The sequence below is a fragment of the Nonomuraea sp. CX421 genome, from assembly GCF_059358955.1.
Genome location: NZ_JCADBK010000003.1, coordinates 443,495 through 458,864 on the forward strand (window position 1 = coordinate 443,495; position 15,370 = coordinate 458,864).

The window sequence follows — 15,370 nt, forward strand, 5'->3', positions numbered from 1 at the left end:
TAGGCCGGACGTCTTGAACATGTCCCGTCGTGTAGTGATCTCGTCCTGACTCTCCGTCGCATTCTCGGTTCGCAAGCAACAACCGAGACCCGAAAGGAGAGGTGATCACATGACTGATGAGATCTACCCCGAGCCTGCCTGCGAGTGCGGCGCGCACCTGGAGGAGGGGCAGACCCGCTGCGGCAAGTGCTCGGCCCGCCAGCGCTGGATCAAGAAGCAGGCGGCCAAGCGCCGCCGTGACAACGGTCGGCGGCGTGGCGAGACCCGCCGCCCCCCGCGCGCTGCTCGCGGCCTGGCCGCGGCGGGGGTGATCTGGTCATGACCACGATCCCGCTGATCATCGCCGGACTGCTCGGCGTCGCGCTGCTGGCCGGGTACGTGGCGGTGCTGGTCGGTATCCGCCGTGAGGACAAAGCGCTCAGCCTCCGGCGTCGCCCGGATGGGGCGTCGGCGTCGCTGGCCAGGAGGGTTACCGGCTGCTACGTCCGGAACGGGGTGTCGTGGACGTAGCCAACCGCTCCTCGACCTTCGCCAGGCGTACCGACAGGTCCTCCACGACCGCGCGCAGCTCGGCCACCTCACCCCCCGTGTCGCCGGCGGGCGGGGTCTCGTCGGGGTCGGTGACGAACACGCCCTTGCCCTGCTGGCCGATGACCAGGCCCTCGTTGCGCAGGATGCCGACGGCCATCTTCACCACCGACAGCGACGCGTCGTACTGCTCGGCCAGTTGCGCGGTGGACGGCAACGGAGCTCCGGGCGCGAGGGAGCCGCCGCGGATCTGCGCGCGAAGATCGTCGGCGATCTGGAGATAGCCGGCCCGGCCGGTGTTCTTGACCATCGCGTCAATCTCACCACACCAAGACAGCCATGCCAACATTGACAACTGAGCCGACTAGGTTAACTATGTTGGCTACGACGAAATGAGGAGGTCACCACCCATGCGTTCCGTCCCGATCCCCGTGGATGTCAGCAAGCTCGCCATCACCTGCGTCAAGGCCCCGCGCCCGCGCGTGCTCAACCGCGACACCGGCGAGATCAAGACCGACAAGAACGGCAACACCGTCTACGAGGTCACCGTCTCGGTCGAAGACGAGTTCGGCCGGATCGAACTCGTCAAGATCGGCACCACCGGAGAGCCGCCCATCACCACCGGCGACACCGTCACCGCCGTCGGCCTGCTCGGCTACGTCTGGGAGATCGCCGGCCGGTGGGGCATCGCCTACCGCGCCTCGGCCCTGCTCCCTGCCCGGGAGGCCGCCGATGTCTGACGCGCTCCTGCTGCTCGCAGCCCTGGCCGCCCTCGCGGCCGGGCTGCAGGCCTGGCGCCACCTGCACCACCCCTCGTTCTGGCTTGCCATCGGCTTCCCACCCACTGCGCTGTCCGTCCGCGTCTCTTGGAGGCGGATCGCGCTCGGCTGCGGCCTGACGAAGAAGCGGCAACGCTGGTGGTTCACCACCGTCCCCGGAGCGATCGCCTCCACCGGGCTGGTGAAAGTCCGCCGTCGCTTCCAGCGGGTCGCCGTCGACACCAAACCGTTCATGTGGCTGCCGCTGCCCACCCGGCACGGCTGGCGCGTCACCCTGCACACCCTGGAAGGCCAGACCCCCGGCGACTACGCCGACGCCGCCGAACGCCTCGCCCACTCCTGGGGCGTGCACGCCGTGCGCGTCTCCTCACCCCGGCCCGGCCGCGTCGTGCTCATGGCCACCATGCGCGACCCGCTGATCAAGCTGAACGAACTGCCGCCCTCGCCCGACCTGCTGAAGGTGACGGTCGGGCGGCTGGAGACCGGCCAGCCATGGACCATCGACTTCCGCACCGTGCCGCACTGGCTGAACGCTGGGGCGACGCAGTCCGGCAAGTCCAACCTCGCCAACGCGCTCATCGTCGGCCTGGCCCCGCAGCCCGTGGCGCTCGTCGGATTCGACCTCAAAGGCGGGGTCGAGTTCACTCCGTACGCGCCGCGGCTGTCGGCGCTGGCCACCTCCCGGATCGAGTCCGTCAGCCTGCTGGCCGATCTGGTCGCCCTGATGATCGACCGGATGGGGTTGTGCCGACAGGCGTCCGCCCGCAACATCTGGCAACTCCCACCCGCCCTGCGGCCGGTCCCGGTCGTGGTCCTGGTCGACGAGCTAGCCGAGCTCTACCTGATGGCCGACAAGTCCGAGAAGGACGAGATCGCCAAAACCTCCACCGCACTCCTGCGGGTAGCCCAGCTCGGACGGGCGTTCGGCATCTACCTGTTCTGCTGCGGCCAACGGATCGGCTCCGACCTCGGCCCCGGCGTCACCGCCCTACGCGCCCAATGCTCCGGACGGATCTGCCACCGGGTCAACGACCCGGAGACCGCGACCATGACCCTCGGCGACCTCGACCCCGCCGCACTCGTTTCGGCCCGTGCGATCGCCGCCGAGACACCCGGCGTCGCGATCGTCGCCGGCCAAGACGGCCAGTGGTATCGCGCCCGCTCCTTCTACGTCAGCGAACAGACCGCCGAACAGGCAGCCGCCGCCCATGCTCACCTCGCTCCGTCCTGGTCAGAGATCACCACCCACCTGCCCGACCCCATCACCGCCTGAGAAAGGGGGTGCGACGATGCGACGCTTCGTCTGCCGGCTGCTCGACACCGGCCCGGTTCTCGTCCTGGCCGCCATTGCGGGTGCCGGATCGTTCACCCACATCCGCCAGACCGCCACCGAGCACGGCCAGACCGGCTGGATGTCCTGGGCCATCGCCGTCTGTATCGACCTGACCTGCGTCATGGCCGCCCGCGAACGCCAACGCGACAAGAACACCGGCAAAGGCCGGCCCGGCCGCATCACCTGGCCCGTGCTCGTCCTGACCGGCGGCATCGTCCTATCCCTGGCCGCCAACCTCGCCCAAGCCGCCCCCACCGTGTGGGGCTGGATCACCGCAGCCACCCCGGCCGCCGCCTTCCTCATCGCCATCTCGATGCTGGAACGCCGCGCCACCCGTCCCGAACCGTCCACCGCCTCGGCGGCCTCGTCCGCGCCCGTCCCTGTCTCGTCGCCGGTCCCGGAACTCGTCCCGCACAACAGCCAGAGCCAGGACGAGGGCCAGGACGACCGGGACGGCGACCTCGCGCCCGCGCTCGTCGACTACGCCCGCCGCGTCGCCGACGAACACCACACCAAACACGGCAAGCCGATCACCTGCGACGCACTACGCGCCCACCTCGGCGTATCCAACCAACTCGCCTCCGACCTGCTGCGCACCCTGCGCACCGCCTGACCAGAAGGGAGACACCGCCGATGACCAACGACCACCGCGCCGCCCTCATCAACGGCCTGCTGGAGCTGGCCGCGTTCCTGAAGGACCACCCCGACCTGCCCGCCTCCAAGAGCCTCACCTTGCACCACTTCTCACGCCACGACAGCGACGCCGAACAGTGCGCCGAAATCGACCAGATCGCCGCACGCCTCGGCTCTCTCATCGACCAGAAAGAGATCCCGTACGGCCACTACGCCACCTCACTGAGCTTCGGCCCCGTCGAATACCGCGCTGTAGCCATCCTCGCCGCCGCCCGCGCCCGACACCGCGCCGAAGAAAGCTACCGCGGCTGCATCCAACCCGACCCGACCTCCGCCACCTGACCAGAAGGGACCGATCATGCGCATCCGCATCGACGGCACCCGAGCCGAAATCGTCGACGCCCTGTTCCGCCTGCGCCTGCACTTCACCGTCTACGCCGTCTCCCGCGCCTACCCCGACCGCGCCCACCCCCACCAGTGGCGCATCTACCTCACCACCCGACCACGCGAAAAGAGGTGAAGGCCATGCCCGAACTCCTGCCGGTGATCCGCTACCGCTGCTGCACCTGCAACGGCACCGGCCTCGACACCGACAACGCCCGCTGCCACGACTGCGACGGCACCGGCATCGACAACCACGGCGCCTAACCAGCGCGGCGCCCCCGGCCTGGCCGCACATCCGCCAAGACACACGCCAGGTCGAGGGCCATCCCCGCACCCGAACGAGTGAAAGGAGGTCTCCATCTTGCCCACAAACCACGCCAACGCGCACGCTAAAGCGGGCATGATCGCCCGACTCAACCATCCCGACTACGACCGCTGGGCATCCCAGATCCGCGCCACCGGCGGCTGCCGCCAGCCCATCCGCCTACGCGGGAAGATCGAACACTGGGACGCCGCCACAGGTGCCCTGCTCCACCGCTACACCACGAGGAACGAGCCTGACGGCGTCCTACGCCTGCCGTGCAAGACCCGCCGCGCTTCCCGCTGCCCGGCTTGCGCCGAGGTCTACCGCGCCGACACCTACCACCTCATCCGCGCGGGCCTCATCGGCGGCAAAGGTGTCCCTGAGACCGTCACAAGCCACCCGACGCTGTTCGTCACGCTCACGGCCCCCTCCTTCGGTGCCGTCCACGCCCGCCGCGAGAAGAACGGCAAGGCTCTGCCCTGCCACGCTCGCCGCGACGCCGTGACCTGCCCACACAGCAAGGTCATGTCCTGTACGGCCACGCACAACCCCGACGACAAGCGCCTCGGCGAACCGCTGTGCCCGGACTGCTACGACTACTCCGGCGCGGTCCTGTTCAACGCCCTTGCCCCACTGCTGTGGAAGCGCTTCGCCGACTCGCTCCGCCGGCACCTGGCCAAGCTCGGCGGCCTGGCCCTCAAAGACCTGCGCCACCACCTGACCCTCTCCTTCGCCAAGGTCGCCGAATACCAGCGGCGCGGCGTCGTCCACCTCCACGCCGTCATCCGCCTTGACGGCCCCGGCGGCCCCGCCATGCCGCCCCCGCCCTGGGCAACGACCGACATCCTGGCGCAAGCCGTACAACATGCCGCTCGTGTCGTCAGCGCCCTCGTCCCAGCCCTGAGCGAGCAGCCTCCGCGCCTCTTCAAATGGGGCCAGCAGCTCGACATCCGCCCGATAACCCTGACCGGCGACCTCACCGAACAGGCCGTCGCGGGCTACATCGCCAAGTACGCCACCAAAGCGGCCGAGTGCGTCGGCACCCTCGACCGCCGCATCAATCCACTGGACAACCTCGACGCCCACAACCTCCGCGACCACCCCAAACGGCTCATCACCGAATGCATGAGCCTGGGCGCCATCGACGAACTCAAAGAGCTCCAGCTCGCCGAGTGGGCCCACATGCTCGGCTTCCGGGGCCACTTCTCCACGAGGTCTCGCAACTACTCCACCACCCTCGGCGCACTCCGGGCAGCCCGCCAACACCACACCCGCGACACCGACATCACCACCGGCCGCCTCCCCCTCTTCGACGAAGACACCGTCCTCGTCATCAGCGAATGGCAGTACGCAGGCAAGGGCCACTCCGCCGGAGACCAACTCCTCGCCGCCGCTCTCACCGGGACCGTTCCTCCGCGAGTAATGGAGGTGGGCACTTGATCAGCGGAATCGGCGGAGACCGGATGTGGGACGTACACCGGCTCTCCGACTTCCTGGGCGTGCCAGTTGCCACGATCTACCAGTGGCGTTACCTCGGCAAAGGGCCGAGAGGCTGCAAGATCGGGCGTCACGTGCGCTACCTCGCGGAGGACGTCTACGCCTGGGTGCGTGAGCAGTCATGACGGTCTACGACAGGTGGCACAAGTCCAGGCCGCGCCCTGGAGACTCCAAGTGTCCCGAGCATCAGCGCGTGCCGTCGTCGGATCACGGCAAGGGCGAGCGCTGGCAGGTTCGATGGCGTGATGACCACGGCGAGCAGCGGAAGAGGAACTTCGACAAGAAGAGCGCCGCCGACGCTTTCGACGCGAAGGTCAAGAACGAGCTGGCCGTGGGAACGTACGTCGACCCCAGTGCCGGCAAGGCTCTCTTCCGCGTGTGCGCCGAGGAGTGGCTGAACGCGGCGCCCTTCGACGAGGCCGTTCACGATCAGGTCGCCATGCGGCTGCGTAACCACATCTATCCGGTGCTCGGGAACCGTGAGATGCGTGTGCTCGCCAACCGGCCCTCGATGATTCAGGCGTGGATTCGCGGGCTACAGGGCGAGCTCGCGCCGTCGTACATCAGGGTGCTGCTCGCGCACGTGTCGGCCGTGTTCTCCGCCGCTGTGGATGACGGCCTCGTCGCCAAGAACCCGTGCAAGGCGTCCGTGGTGAAGCCGCCCGCGATGTCGCGCGAGAAGGTGAAGCCCTGGACGTACGAGATGGTGAACGGCATGCGCACCGCCCTCGGTGAGCGGTACGCCGCGATGGTGGACGTCGGCGCGGGCCTCGGGCTTCGGCAAGGCGAGATCATCGGTCTGGCCGTGGACGATGTCGACTTCCTGCGCCGCGTCGTCCACGTACGACGGCAGGTGAAGCTGATTCGCGGGCGGCGAGTGTTCGCTCCCCCGAAGGGCGGCAAGACACGGGACGTACCGCTCCCGGACTCGGTGGCCCTTCGACTGTCGGCCCACCTTGCTGCCTTCCCGGCCGTCGATGTCGCGTTGCCCTGGATGGCGCTGGCCGGCAAGCCCGTGACGCACCGGCTGATCTTCTCCTCGCCCAATGACAACGCGATCCACTGCACGTACTTCAATCAAGGACAGTGGCGACTCGCCCTCGTACGCGCGGGCATCGTGCCCGCGCCTCCCAAGGGTGAGATGCCGGAGTCGCACCGCGAGCACGGGATGCACGCGCTCCGGCACTTCTACGCCTCCGTGCTCCTCGATGGCGGCGAGAGCGTCAAGGCGCTCAGCGAATACCTCGGCCACCATGACCCCGGCTTCACACTGCGGACGTACACGCATCTGATGCCGTCGAGTGAAGACCGGACACGGAAGGCCGTCGATCGGGTCTTCGTGGCACAGGAGCCGTGTGCCCTCGGTGTGCCCGCATCCGGCTGAGCAGCACCCGAACCACAGGTCAAAGACGCGCGAATCAACTACCAGCACTTCAGCAAGGGCGGCGGCTGAGACCTGGAAAGACGCCGCAGGATGGGCTCCGATTGCGATCAGATAGTCGAGGGGAAACAGCGTCGGCCTGCTCCGGAACGGGCACACGTACGTGTAGTTCCCGGCGAACTCCTCAGGAACCCGGACGAACTCCTCAGGATCGAGTCGCTCGCGCCACAGCTCCCACGTCGGAAAGGCGGCGACAATCACAGCCGCCACCCATGCCGACAGCGCTGGCCACGATAATCGGGACGCCTGCGGCAAGATGATCCTTTCGCCCTGTCGGCGACACCTTACCGATGCTCTGCGACCGTCCAGGACGTGCTGTGGGGTCCGCTCACGTCTGGGCGAAAGGGGCGATTGATTATTTGCCGGGTTTAGTGGTGATCAGGCCCTGCGCCCTGAAGGGTGCAATCCGCGACGCTCTCGTGACACTCGGCTCGTACACCGAGCCCCCGGACGATGCGTCCAACGACGTCCACATCCCTCGTCACAGGAGCCACACATGCGTCTCCGTTTACGCGTTCTCGTCGGGCTGGCCACTCTCGCTGGAGCGTTTCTTGTCTCGACGCCGGCCCTGGCGCAGGCCGCTGCTCCCACGTCCGCAGGCACATATCGCGGTGAGGGCGACGACGTCATCCGCATCCCCGCGACATCGGCACCAAGCATCGTGAAGGCCACCCACCAAGGTGAGGCCAACTTCATCGTTTGGGCGCTCTCCAGTAGCGGAAAGGAAGTGGACCTGGTCGCGAACGCCATCGGCGACTATAAGGGCACGGCCGCGTTCAACATCAACGGCACCCACAAGGTCCGGTCGATGAGCATCACCGCTGACGGCCCCTGGACCCTCCAGATCCTCCCCCTCACCAAGGCCCGATACTGGGCGATCAATGCCAAGGGCACCGGCGCGGACGTACTTCGGCTCACCGCTCCGAGCAAAGGTCTACGCCGGCTGACGATCCGCCACAACGGCGACCTCAACTTCATCATCTGGGCGCTCGACAACCGCGGACGCACCCGGAGTCTCCTCGTCAACAAGATCGGTGCCTACAAGGGGCGTGTCGCTCTGCCCGCCGGCACCCGCTACGCCGCGATCACAGCGGACGGGGCATGGACCATAAGCCGCCGATGATGCGGTGCACGACCCCGTAGCAGCTTGGCTGACTAGCTGACGCCGCACCATTGCACGCGAGCCGTCAGCAAGACCGGCTTCATCCGGACGGCGGTTCGCCGGATGGCCCGCGCTCCGCCCGGCGAACCGCGGGTCGGACTCTGCCCGCGTGATCTCCTGCTTCCGCAAGGGCCTGCGACGGGTCCTGTCGAGGGCTCCCCTCCCAACCACAGTCACAGACCGCCACGTATCCCGCACCGCCTCCGGTTCCGGTCCGTTCCTCCGCCCAGCCGACGTGTTCCGTATGTGCCTCGCGCAGGAGGAGGACAGCCGTCACCATCAGCACCATTCCTCCCCCCGCCATCAGTCCTCCGAGCGTTCCGAGGAAGGCCGCGTCCGAGGGCTCCTCCATGAGAGACAGACCCGAACCGAGCAGGTGCGCCAGGAGTGTGAAGGTCATCAGCACCCCGCCGCCGCCCACGGCTGTCAAGCCGAACGTCATCCGGAAGCTCCGGGAGACGCGCCCCAGGACGGCGGGGATGATGACAAGGTCCACTCCAATCACGCCGCCCCCGAGAACATGAGGTGTGTGCGTCGCGTGCCACAAGGGCCGGGCCACGAGAGCCACCGCCACGCCGGCGAGGATCACACCGCCTCCGGCGAGGGCGAGTGCGGGGCGCCTGTCGAGAATCATCGTTCCTCCCTGCCCGGGACAACGGATCTCGCGAGAGGTCGGTGCCCGTTCGCGTCAACCGGTGACGCGGTACCAGAGGCTCGTGGTGTGGGGCATCTCGTCGAGCCGGACGCGTTCGAGCTTGACGTTGGTCCCGCCCGGGTGGTCGAAGAGGCGGACGCCGTCGCCGAGCAGGACAGGCGTCACGAACGTCAGGATCTCGTCCAGTACGCCCGCCTCCAGGCACTGCCGGGCCACATCGGCGCCGAGCACGTTGACGTACTTGCCGCCGGCGGCGGTCTTGGCCGCGGCGACGGCCTCGTCCAGGGCGTTGACGAAGGTGACCCCTGGCACCGGCGTGTCGGGGGCGCGGTGGGTCAGCACGAACTGCGGCCCCTCCCATCCGCCGCCGAACGCCTTGCCCTCACTCTCCGTGTCCTTGTGCGGATCGTCGCCACGGAAGGTCCGGTTGCCGACGAGCAGCGCGCCAATCTGGCCGATGAGCTCGTCGACCACTGGGTTGGGGCCGAGGTGCGCGGACAGCCAGGACATGTCGCCTCCCGGTCCGGCGATGAAGCCGTCCGCCGACATGGTGACCGAGTACAGCAGCCTGCTCATGATCTGCCTCCAGAGGGATCAGCCGAGTTGACGCATGTTAGGACAGCGGACGGCGTACGAACTCATCGGCGGGACTCCCCGGGCGGCGGAACAGGGTCCTTCCTGGACACAGCCGAGGAGAGACCGGCGTCCTACCACGAAGTTCGCTGCCATCCCTGCTGAAATGACGTCCATCTCTCGACCGCCCCTTTATTCAGGATAAAGTACGGGCTTTCATCGCCATTCGTGAGTCGAATTGCAAATGTCGCGACATGCCGTCCTTCACGTATCTTTCGACCGGCTAACGCGAACACCTTTTTGACGCTCTGGCGAATTCCTTGCGATGCGCCTGAAGAATGGCCGGGTACGCACGGATCCAGCGCATCCAGAGCATTCATCCGAAGGGTCGGCGATTATCGTGTGCCATCTTCGATGAATTGCGAATTGATGCGGATATGTCCGATCGCACTCCGTGTGAGTTCTTTCAGGAGAGTCCGTGCATCTCTTTTCCCGGCGAGCGCCACTGGTCGCCGCCTTCGCCATCGCCGCCACGTCCTTCTCGGGCGGCTCGGCCCAGGCCACCGCGTACGCCCCCGCCCCCGCCCCCGAGCCGCCCGCGTTCACCACGCACGACGCGAAAGCGCGCCACAGCAAGGTCGACCTCGCGATCGTCCGCCACAAGAGGACGACGCGGGATCCCGCCATCGCGGTCTGCGGCCCGCCGTACGTGTTCGGCGACCCGAACCTCGGCCCGAAGTATCTCCCGCGCACCAGTTGGCTCGGCTCGATCCTGCGCGGCTACGTCCGCTACGGAGGCCTCCCGCCGGCGACCTTCCTCGACCGCTACCGGACCGTCGACGGATGGCGTTACCCGCAGGACTTCGGCTTCGCCCACGCCGGGGGCTACTCCAACGCCAAGCCGCTCATCACCACCATGACGCTGCCCCAGGGACTGAAACTCGACCGGTTCGGCGGCGAGAGCGGCGCCTTCCTCGCACCGTACGGCACGCCGTTCGTGAAGCGGGCCCTGCCGCCGAGCAGTCTCAACACGTTCGGCGGCGATCCCCAGCACCTCTGCAACTACCACGCCTACCAGGTGGAGAAGCCGTTCCAGGTCGACGCCGGCCCGGCCGCCTCGGCCTTCCAGCAGGCGGGTGTGGGACGGCAGTACCACACCCTCGTCAAGTACCTCCCGGGGTCGGTGGGGAACGACAAGGGCGAGCTGCCGATCAGCTGGCTCGTCGACCACGGCTACCTCAAGCGCCTCAACTGAGCGGCCGGAGCCGCTGATCGCCCTCCTGGCCGCCCCGGCGGCCAGGAGGGCGCCGGTCGGACGCCGATGGGGGCCACGCGTCATCGTTCCCACTAGCATTATCATTATCGATAATGATAATGTCGATTCTGTGAGACCTTCGACAGAGCGCTGGGCCGAACTGGCGCTGCACCCCGTGCGCATCCGGATCCTGGGCGCCGTCGCCGGCGCTCGGCGCACGCCTTCCGACCTGGCCGGCCTGCTGCCCGACGTGCCGCAGGCCACGCTCTACCGGCACATCGCCACGCTGGCCAAGGCCGGCCTGCTGGACGTGGTGGAGGAGCGCAAGGTCGGAGGCGCGACAGAACGGGTGTACGCGCTGCCGGAGGGCGCGGTGACACCGACCGCCGAGTCGCTGGCCTCCGCGTCCCCAGAGGAACACGCGCGATATTTCACCGCGTTCGTGTCCAGCCTGCTGTCGGAGTTCTCGCGCTACCTGGCCAGAGAGCACGTCGACCTGGTGGCCGACGGCGTCGGCTACCAGCAGTTGGTGCTTCACCTGAATGACGAGGAGTTCGTCCGCTTCGCGCAGGGTTTCGGCGAACTCGTGCGACCCCTGCTCGCGAACGAGCCGGGAGAAAACCGGTCACCCCGTCTGCTGGCCACGATTCTCCTCCCCCTGACGAAAGGCTGACCCATGGCAACGGTCATGATCACCGGTGATTCGGTCACTGTCGAGTTCGGCTCCTGGGAGCGCATCTTCACCGGGCGAGCCCGGCACACGATCCCCCTGCCGGCCGTACGGCAGGCGGCCATCACGGAGCAGCCGCTGCGCGTTCCCCGCGGCGCGAGAAAGGGCCTGACGGTGTCGGGCCACACCAAGATCGGCGTTTGGGGCATCTACGGCGGCCCGCGCCAGCTGGTCTCGGCCAACCGCAACCTGCCCGGCGTCCACCTGCTGCTGGACCGCGCGAGGTCCGGCGACGAGTTCGACGAGGTCGTCCTCTCGGTCCCCGATGCCGACCGGCTCGTCGCGGCCATCCGGGAGGCCGCCAGGTGACCGGCATCGAGGTACGAAACCTGACCAAGAGCTACGGCCCGATCACCGCCGCCGACATCCTCGGCTTCACCGTCAGGCCGGGAGCCGCGTCCGACCACCGTGGTGGGCGCCGTCTTCGACGCCGCCTTCCACCCGCACCACTCGGCCCGGGACCACCTGAGGATCTACGCCGCGATGGGTGGCCGACGCCCTGACCCGGCAACTGCCTGCGGATCAGGGCGGTCACGCCCCGGCCGCGTCGCTGACGCACACCGTGGACTGGGTGGAGGTCAGGCCGTAGTTCTTGCCCCACCAGATCCGGGCCGTCGCCATCAGGCAGCCACGGCCGACCCTCAGCCGTGCCGTGTCGCTGCGCCCGGGGTACCAGCCGCGGACGGTCGTCGACTGGAGCTGTCCGATGCACTGCCCATAACGGTCGCTACGCCGAGCGCAGTGCTTCAGGGTGATCGTCATGTGCTTGTTCGTGCCCCAGGTGGCGTTCGTGGAATTGAGGTAGGCGCAGGCGGTCGAGGTGCGAGCGTCGTAGAAGACGTGGATGTAGGCCGCCTTGAGCATCTCCCGCGTGTAGAACGGGAAGCGCAGGACCCTCTTGCCCGAACAGTTCGGCAACTGGGCGGCGGCCGAGACCGCCTGTCCTCCCGAGACGGTGGCGGCGGCTGATGCGGCGGGCAGTCCGGCCAGCGTGGCTGCGGCGGCGAGTCCGATGATCAGTGATCGCATGGTGCCTCCCTATCTGTCTCGCATCGTGCGAGCATTGATCGTTTACTTGTCGCCAGACTCGCCGAGCCACGGCGGTGGGCACCAGACATGAGCATCAGTGCGATCGCGCACCGCCTGTTGCACCGGGCTTGACGTGCGATTTCACCGCGGGCCGAACAATTGCGCAGGAGGGGCGGCACGGCGATGGGGACCTTCGAGGAGCTCGCGGACCGGCTCATCGCGGCTCTGGACGAGGCGGCCGAAGGCATTCGCGAGGGGTTGCGGTCGCAGGGTCGGCCGCAGAAGTACCTCGTCAACCGGGTCCGCGACGCCAGCGCCACGCTCGTGTCCCGGTGGCTGTCCGGAGCCCGGCAACTGGCGGAGCGCAACCGGCTGCCGGGCGCCGAGGTGATGCGCGAGATCGCCACGGGGCTGGAGCTGCCCGCCGACCAGACACGGAGGCTGGTCGCCCTCGGAGCCACCATCGACGACCTGCGCAGGCAGTTGGAGGGAGAGGAGCGCGGCTGGCGGGCCAGGGCGGCCGAACGTCTCGCGCGTGAGGCCCCTGGTGACGGGGGCGGTGAGAGCGAAGCGGCCGGGCGGCCTTCTCGGAGGTCGGTGCCGCTCCTGACCGCCGTGCTGGCCACCACAGGTCTGGTGCTGGTCTCATTCGTGGCCGGTACGTTCGCCGGAAGATCGTGGTCGTCGTCCACGGCCGCCGGGCCGTCCATCGAGCCGTCCACCGGGCCGGAGGAGCACCCTCCGGCCGACGGCGAGCAGTGCAGCCCGTGGACCGACGCGGGCCAGGGCGTGCTCCTGCGGGCGTGCATCCGGATCCGCGAGAGCCGCATGCTCATCAGGAACCAGTTACGCGGCCCGGTCGGCACCAGGAGCGACCTGGTGATCCGGGCCTACGACTCGTTCCAGGAGCGGCCGGTCACGCGCGAGCTGAAGTGCCACAAGATGTTCATCACGGTCGAGGACCAGACACAGACGTGCGGCTGGTACGAGGTCCGCCCTCCGTACGGATCGAAGTACGCGGCCCAGGCGGGGTGGCGGCTGCCGGGCACCGGCGTTTTCGCCGGCTTTGTGGTGAGCCCGTCCGTGACCTGGTGAGTTCGTCCGCGGAGGCGGATCGGGGGTGCGGCGGAACAAGGGTGTAGCCCACAGAAGGGACCCGTGTGGATGGCCGCTCCCCCGGAGGCGCCGGCGTCGGTCGATGACGCCACGCTCATCGAGCTGTCGTGGCGACGCCCGGACGCGTTCGCGTCGCTGTACGACCGCTACTTCCGTGAGATCCACCGCTACGCGGCCGGACGGCTCGGCACGCAGCTCGCCGACGACCTGGCCGCGGAGACCTTCCTGGTGGCGTTCCGCAAGCGCCGCAGCTTCGACCCGGCCCGCGGCGCCGTACGCCCGTGGCTCTACGGGATCGCCACCAATCTCGTCGCGCAGCATCGCCGGAGCGAGGTCCGCAGGCTGCGGGCGTTCCAGCGGACGCCGCTGGACGACGGCGCGGACGTCGGGCACGAGGACAGGGTGGCGGCGCGGGTCGCCGCGGCGAGCGCGCACCAGCCGCTCACGACGGCGCTCGAAAGCCTGCCGGACGGTGATCGCGACGTGCTGCTCCTCGTCGCGCTGGCCGACCTCAGCTACGAGGAGGTCGCGCAGACCCTGAACATCCCCTTCGGCACCGTCGGCTCCCGGCTCAACCGGGTGCGCAGGAAGCTCCGCGCCGCCTTGGGAGGCGTCAACCCCGTGATCGGAGGATCTGATGGATGATCTGAACGGCCGGACAGACTCCACCGTTCCGGACGACCTGAGCGATCTGGCCGCGGTACGCGACCTCCTCGCCGCGCCCTCGCCATCGGCCGACGCGGTCCGGGCGGGCCGCGCCCGACTCCTGGCGGCGCTCTCCCAGGAGCATGAGCAGACCGACGAGCACGACCAGACCGGTGGACACGAGCGGACCAGCGAGCGCGAGTGGACCGGCAAGGGCGAAGGGCCCGCCGAGCGGCGCCGGGCCGGTGGGCGCGGGTGGTCGGCACCACGGCGGGCCCGCAAGCGGGTAGCCCGACGGTGGGCGGCGGTCGGCACCGTCTTGGCCGGAGCGGCCACCGCCGCGCTCCTGGTCGCGGTCGTCCCGTCCGACGCGCCGATCTCCATCTCCCGCAGCCCGTTCGAGTCCGCCGGCCCGCCGCAGGACACCCGGCCGACCGCCCGGCAGGTCCTGCTCGCCGCGGCGAGCGCCGTGACCGAGTCTCCGGCGGAGGGCGCCTACTGGCGGGTCCGGACCGTCACCGGGCAGTTGACGCCCTCACCGGATCGTCGCTACGTCATCCGCCGTCTCTCCTCCACCGAACTGTGGCTGGCGAAACGACCGGGTGAGCAGAGCTGGCGAATCCACCGGTACCTCGGCGCGAAGCCCGCGACTCCGGAGGACGAGACGGCCTGGCGCGCGGCGGGCTCGCCGACCGCCTGGACCTACCCGGAGAACGTCGCGAGCTTCGACGGCGACGTGGCCCCGGGGCAGGCAGTGACGAGCACCCCCGGTGAGCCGGAGGCGTTCCGGCTGCGCGGCGGATGGAAAGGGGCGGGCGGGATCCTGACGAAACAGCCGGTCACCTGGGCCGAGCTGCGGGCGATCCCGGACACCCCCGAAGGGCTCCGGACCTATCTCGAGGCTCGCATCAGGAGCCTGGCCCAGCGCCATGAGTTCAGTCTGGACGGACAGATGGAGTCACGGCTCCGGGGAAGCTGCATGGAGCTCCTCAACGGCCTGGCGGTCTCGCCCAGGGTACGGTCCTCCGCCTACCAGATCTTGGCCGGGCTGCCCGGGATGACCGCCGAGGGCGAGGTGACCGACCCGCTCGGGCGCACCGGGCAGGCGATCGGCTACGAGGCGGACATGGCCCACGAAGTGCGTCTCGTGGTCGATCCAGACAGCGGACAGCCCCTCTCCGACGAGTCGACGAGGCCCGGCACGCTCGCGGACGGCCGAGTCGTACGGATCGGCGCCTTCACCGCGTACGAGGAGATCGGCTGGACGGACGAGAGGCCCGACGTGAGATAGGCCGACCCCGCGGCC

The 15,370-nt window shown here is 68.8% G+C and carries 21 protein-coding genes; 18 read left to right on the forward strand and 3 right to left on the reverse strand.

Annotated features, from left to right (window positions below; translation table 11 throughout):
* Window positions 1–109 precede the first annotated feature (109 nt).
* Window positions 110–322: a hypothetical protein gene (locus tag AC5L3X_RS08070; protein WP_494856082.1), complete on the forward strand. Its 213-nt coding sequence runs from the start codon at window positions 110–112 to the stop codon at window positions 320–322.
* Complete coding sequence (locus AC5L3X_RS08075) at window positions 319–510, forward strand: hypothetical protein (protein WP_189129275.1); 192 nt, start codon at window positions 319–321, stop codon at window positions 508–510. The genes AC5L3X_RS08070 and AC5L3X_RS08075 overlap by 4 nt, the downstream gene beginning before the upstream one ends.
* On the opposite strand, the gene AC5L3X_RS08080 is transcribed toward AC5L3X_RS08075, so the two are convergent.
* Window positions 470–838, reverse strand: a complete 369-nt coding sequence (locus tag AC5L3X_RS08080; protein ID WP_494856084.1) for a GntR family transcriptional regulator — start codon at window positions 836–838, stop codon at window positions 470–472. The genes AC5L3X_RS08075 and AC5L3X_RS08080 overlap by 41 nt on opposite strands.
* A gap of 100 nt (window positions 839–938) precedes the next feature.
* Between AC5L3X_RS08080 and AC5L3X_RS08085 the strand changes: the two genes are divergently transcribed.
* From AC5L3X_RS08085 to AC5L3X_RS08130, 10 genes are all read left to right on the forward strand, one after another.
* Entirely contained in the window at window positions 939–1,268 is a 330-nt protein-coding gene (locus tag AC5L3X_RS08085) for an SCO3933 family regulatory protein (RefSeq protein WP_189129228.1), read from the forward strand.
* On the forward strand, window positions 1,261–2,580 hold the full coding sequence (locus AC5L3X_RS08090) for an FtsK/SpoIIIE domain-containing protein (RefSeq protein ID WP_494856085.1): 1,320 nt from the start codon (window positions 1,261–1,263) through the stop codon (window positions 2,578–2,580). Before AC5L3X_RS08085 ends, AC5L3X_RS08090 begins: the two co-directional genes overlap by 8 nt.
* A gap of 16 nt (window positions 2,581–2,596) precedes the next feature.
* Window positions 2,597–3,253, forward strand: coding sequence for a DUF2637 domain-containing protein (locus tag AC5L3X_RS08095; RefSeq protein ID WP_494856086.1), 657 nt, complete (start codon window positions 2,597–2,599; stop codon window positions 3,251–3,253).
* Between the two features lie 20 nt (window positions 3,254–3,273).
* On the forward strand, window positions 3,274–3,615 hold the full coding sequence (locus AC5L3X_RS08100; RefSeq protein ID WP_494856088.1) for a hypothetical protein: 342 nt from the start codon (window positions 3,274–3,276) through the stop codon (window positions 3,613–3,615).
* A 16-nt stretch (window positions 3,616–3,631) separates the two neighbouring features.
* The gene (locus AC5L3X_RS08105) at window positions 3,632–3,793 is read left to right on the forward strand and encodes a hypothetical protein (protein ID WP_494856089.1); all 162 of its coding nucleotides are present in this window, start codon (window positions 3,632–3,634) and stop codon (window positions 3,791–3,793) included.
* Between the two features lie 5 nt (window positions 3,794–3,798).
* Window positions 3,799–3,921: a hypothetical protein gene (locus AC5L3X_RS08110; protein ID WP_494856091.1), complete on the forward strand. Its 123-nt coding sequence runs from the start codon at window positions 3,799–3,801 to the stop codon at window positions 3,919–3,921.
* A 136-nt stretch (window positions 3,922–4,057) separates the two neighbouring features.
* Entirely contained in the window at window positions 4,058–5,401 is a 1,344-nt protein-coding gene (locus tag AC5L3X_RS08115) for a replication initiator (RefSeq protein WP_494856247.1), read from the forward strand.
* A complete protein-coding gene (locus AC5L3X_RS08120; protein WP_494856093.1) occupies window positions 5,398–5,583 on the forward strand; it encodes a helix-turn-helix transcriptional regulator in 186 nt (61 codons plus the stop codon). The genes AC5L3X_RS08115 and AC5L3X_RS08120 overlap by 4 nt, the downstream gene beginning before the upstream one ends.
* Before the next feature lie 68 nt (window positions 5,584–5,651).
* Window positions 5,652–6,842, forward strand: coding sequence for a tyrosine-type recombinase/integrase (locus AC5L3X_RS08125; protein ID WP_494856094.1), 1,191 nt, complete (start codon window positions 5,652–5,654; stop codon window positions 6,840–6,842).
* 553 nt (window positions 6,843–7,395) lie between these two features.
* On the forward strand, window positions 7,396–8,022 hold the full coding sequence (locus tag AC5L3X_RS08130; protein ID WP_494856095.1) for a hypothetical protein: 627 nt from the start codon (window positions 7,396–7,398) through the stop codon (window positions 8,020–8,022).
* A gap of 727 nt (window positions 8,023–8,749) precedes the next feature.
* Here the strand turns inward: AC5L3X_RS08130 and AC5L3X_RS08135 are convergent.
* Complete coding sequence (locus AC5L3X_RS08135; RefSeq protein WP_494856097.1) at window positions 8,750–9,292, reverse strand: dihydrofolate reductase family protein; 543 nt, start codon at window positions 9,290–9,292, stop codon at window positions 8,750–8,752.
* A gap of 475 nt (window positions 9,293–9,767) precedes the next feature.
* Between AC5L3X_RS08135 and AC5L3X_RS08140 the strand changes: the two genes are divergently transcribed.
* The 3 genes from AC5L3X_RS08140 to AC5L3X_RS08150 all read left to right on the forward strand — a co-directional run bounded on the left by AC5L3X_RS08140 (window position 9,768) and on the right by AC5L3X_RS08150 (window position 11,583).
* Window positions 9,768–10,544 (forward strand): TNT domain-containing protein, encoded by a 777-nt coding sequence (locus AC5L3X_RS08140; protein WP_494856098.1) that lies wholly within the window; start codon window positions 9,768–9,770, stop codon window positions 10,542–10,544.
* A gap of 130 nt (window positions 10,545–10,674) precedes the next feature.
* Window positions 10,675–11,217 carry a helix-turn-helix domain-containing protein gene (locus AC5L3X_RS08145; RefSeq protein WP_494856100.1) on the forward strand — a complete coding sequence of 181 codons (543 nt, stop codon included), beginning with the start codon at window positions 10,675–10,677 and terminating at the stop codon, window positions 11,215–11,217.
* A 3-nt stretch (window positions 11,218–11,220) separates the two neighbouring features.
* Window positions 11,221–11,583 carry a hypothetical protein gene (locus tag AC5L3X_RS08150; RefSeq protein WP_494856101.1) on the forward strand — a complete coding sequence of 121 codons (363 nt, stop codon included), beginning with the start codon at window positions 11,221–11,223 and terminating at the stop codon, window positions 11,581–11,583.
* 222 nt (window positions 11,584–11,805) lie between these two features.
* On the opposite strand, the gene AC5L3X_RS08155 is transcribed toward AC5L3X_RS08150, so the two are convergent.
* Window positions 11,806–12,303: a hypothetical protein gene (locus tag AC5L3X_RS08155; RefSeq protein ID WP_494856102.1), complete on the reverse strand. Its 498-nt coding sequence runs from the start codon at window positions 12,301–12,303 to the stop codon at window positions 11,806–11,808.
* A gap of 183 nt (window positions 12,304–12,486) precedes the next feature.
* Here AC5L3X_RS08155 and AC5L3X_RS08160 point away from each other — a divergent pair, with 183 nt between their 5' ends.
* The 3 genes from AC5L3X_RS08160 to AC5L3X_RS08170 all read left to right on the forward strand — a co-directional run bounded on the left by AC5L3X_RS08160 (window position 12,487) and on the right by AC5L3X_RS08170 (window position 15,355).
* On the forward strand, window positions 12,487–13,398 hold the full coding sequence (locus tag AC5L3X_RS08160; RefSeq protein ID WP_494856104.1) for a hypothetical protein: 912 nt from the start codon (window positions 12,487–12,489) through the stop codon (window positions 13,396–13,398).
* Between the two features lie 69 nt (window positions 13,399–13,467).
* On the forward strand, window positions 13,468–14,064 hold the full coding sequence (locus AC5L3X_RS08165) for an RNA polymerase sigma factor (RefSeq protein WP_494856106.1): 597 nt from the start codon (window positions 13,468–13,470) through the stop codon (window positions 14,062–14,064).
* Window positions 14,057–15,355, forward strand: coding sequence for a CU044_5270 family protein (locus tag AC5L3X_RS08170; RefSeq protein WP_494856107.1), 1,299 nt, complete (start codon window positions 14,057–14,059; stop codon window positions 15,353–15,355). Before AC5L3X_RS08165 ends, AC5L3X_RS08170 begins: the two co-directional genes overlap by 8 nt.
* Window positions 15,356–15,370: the final 15 nt, after the last annotated feature.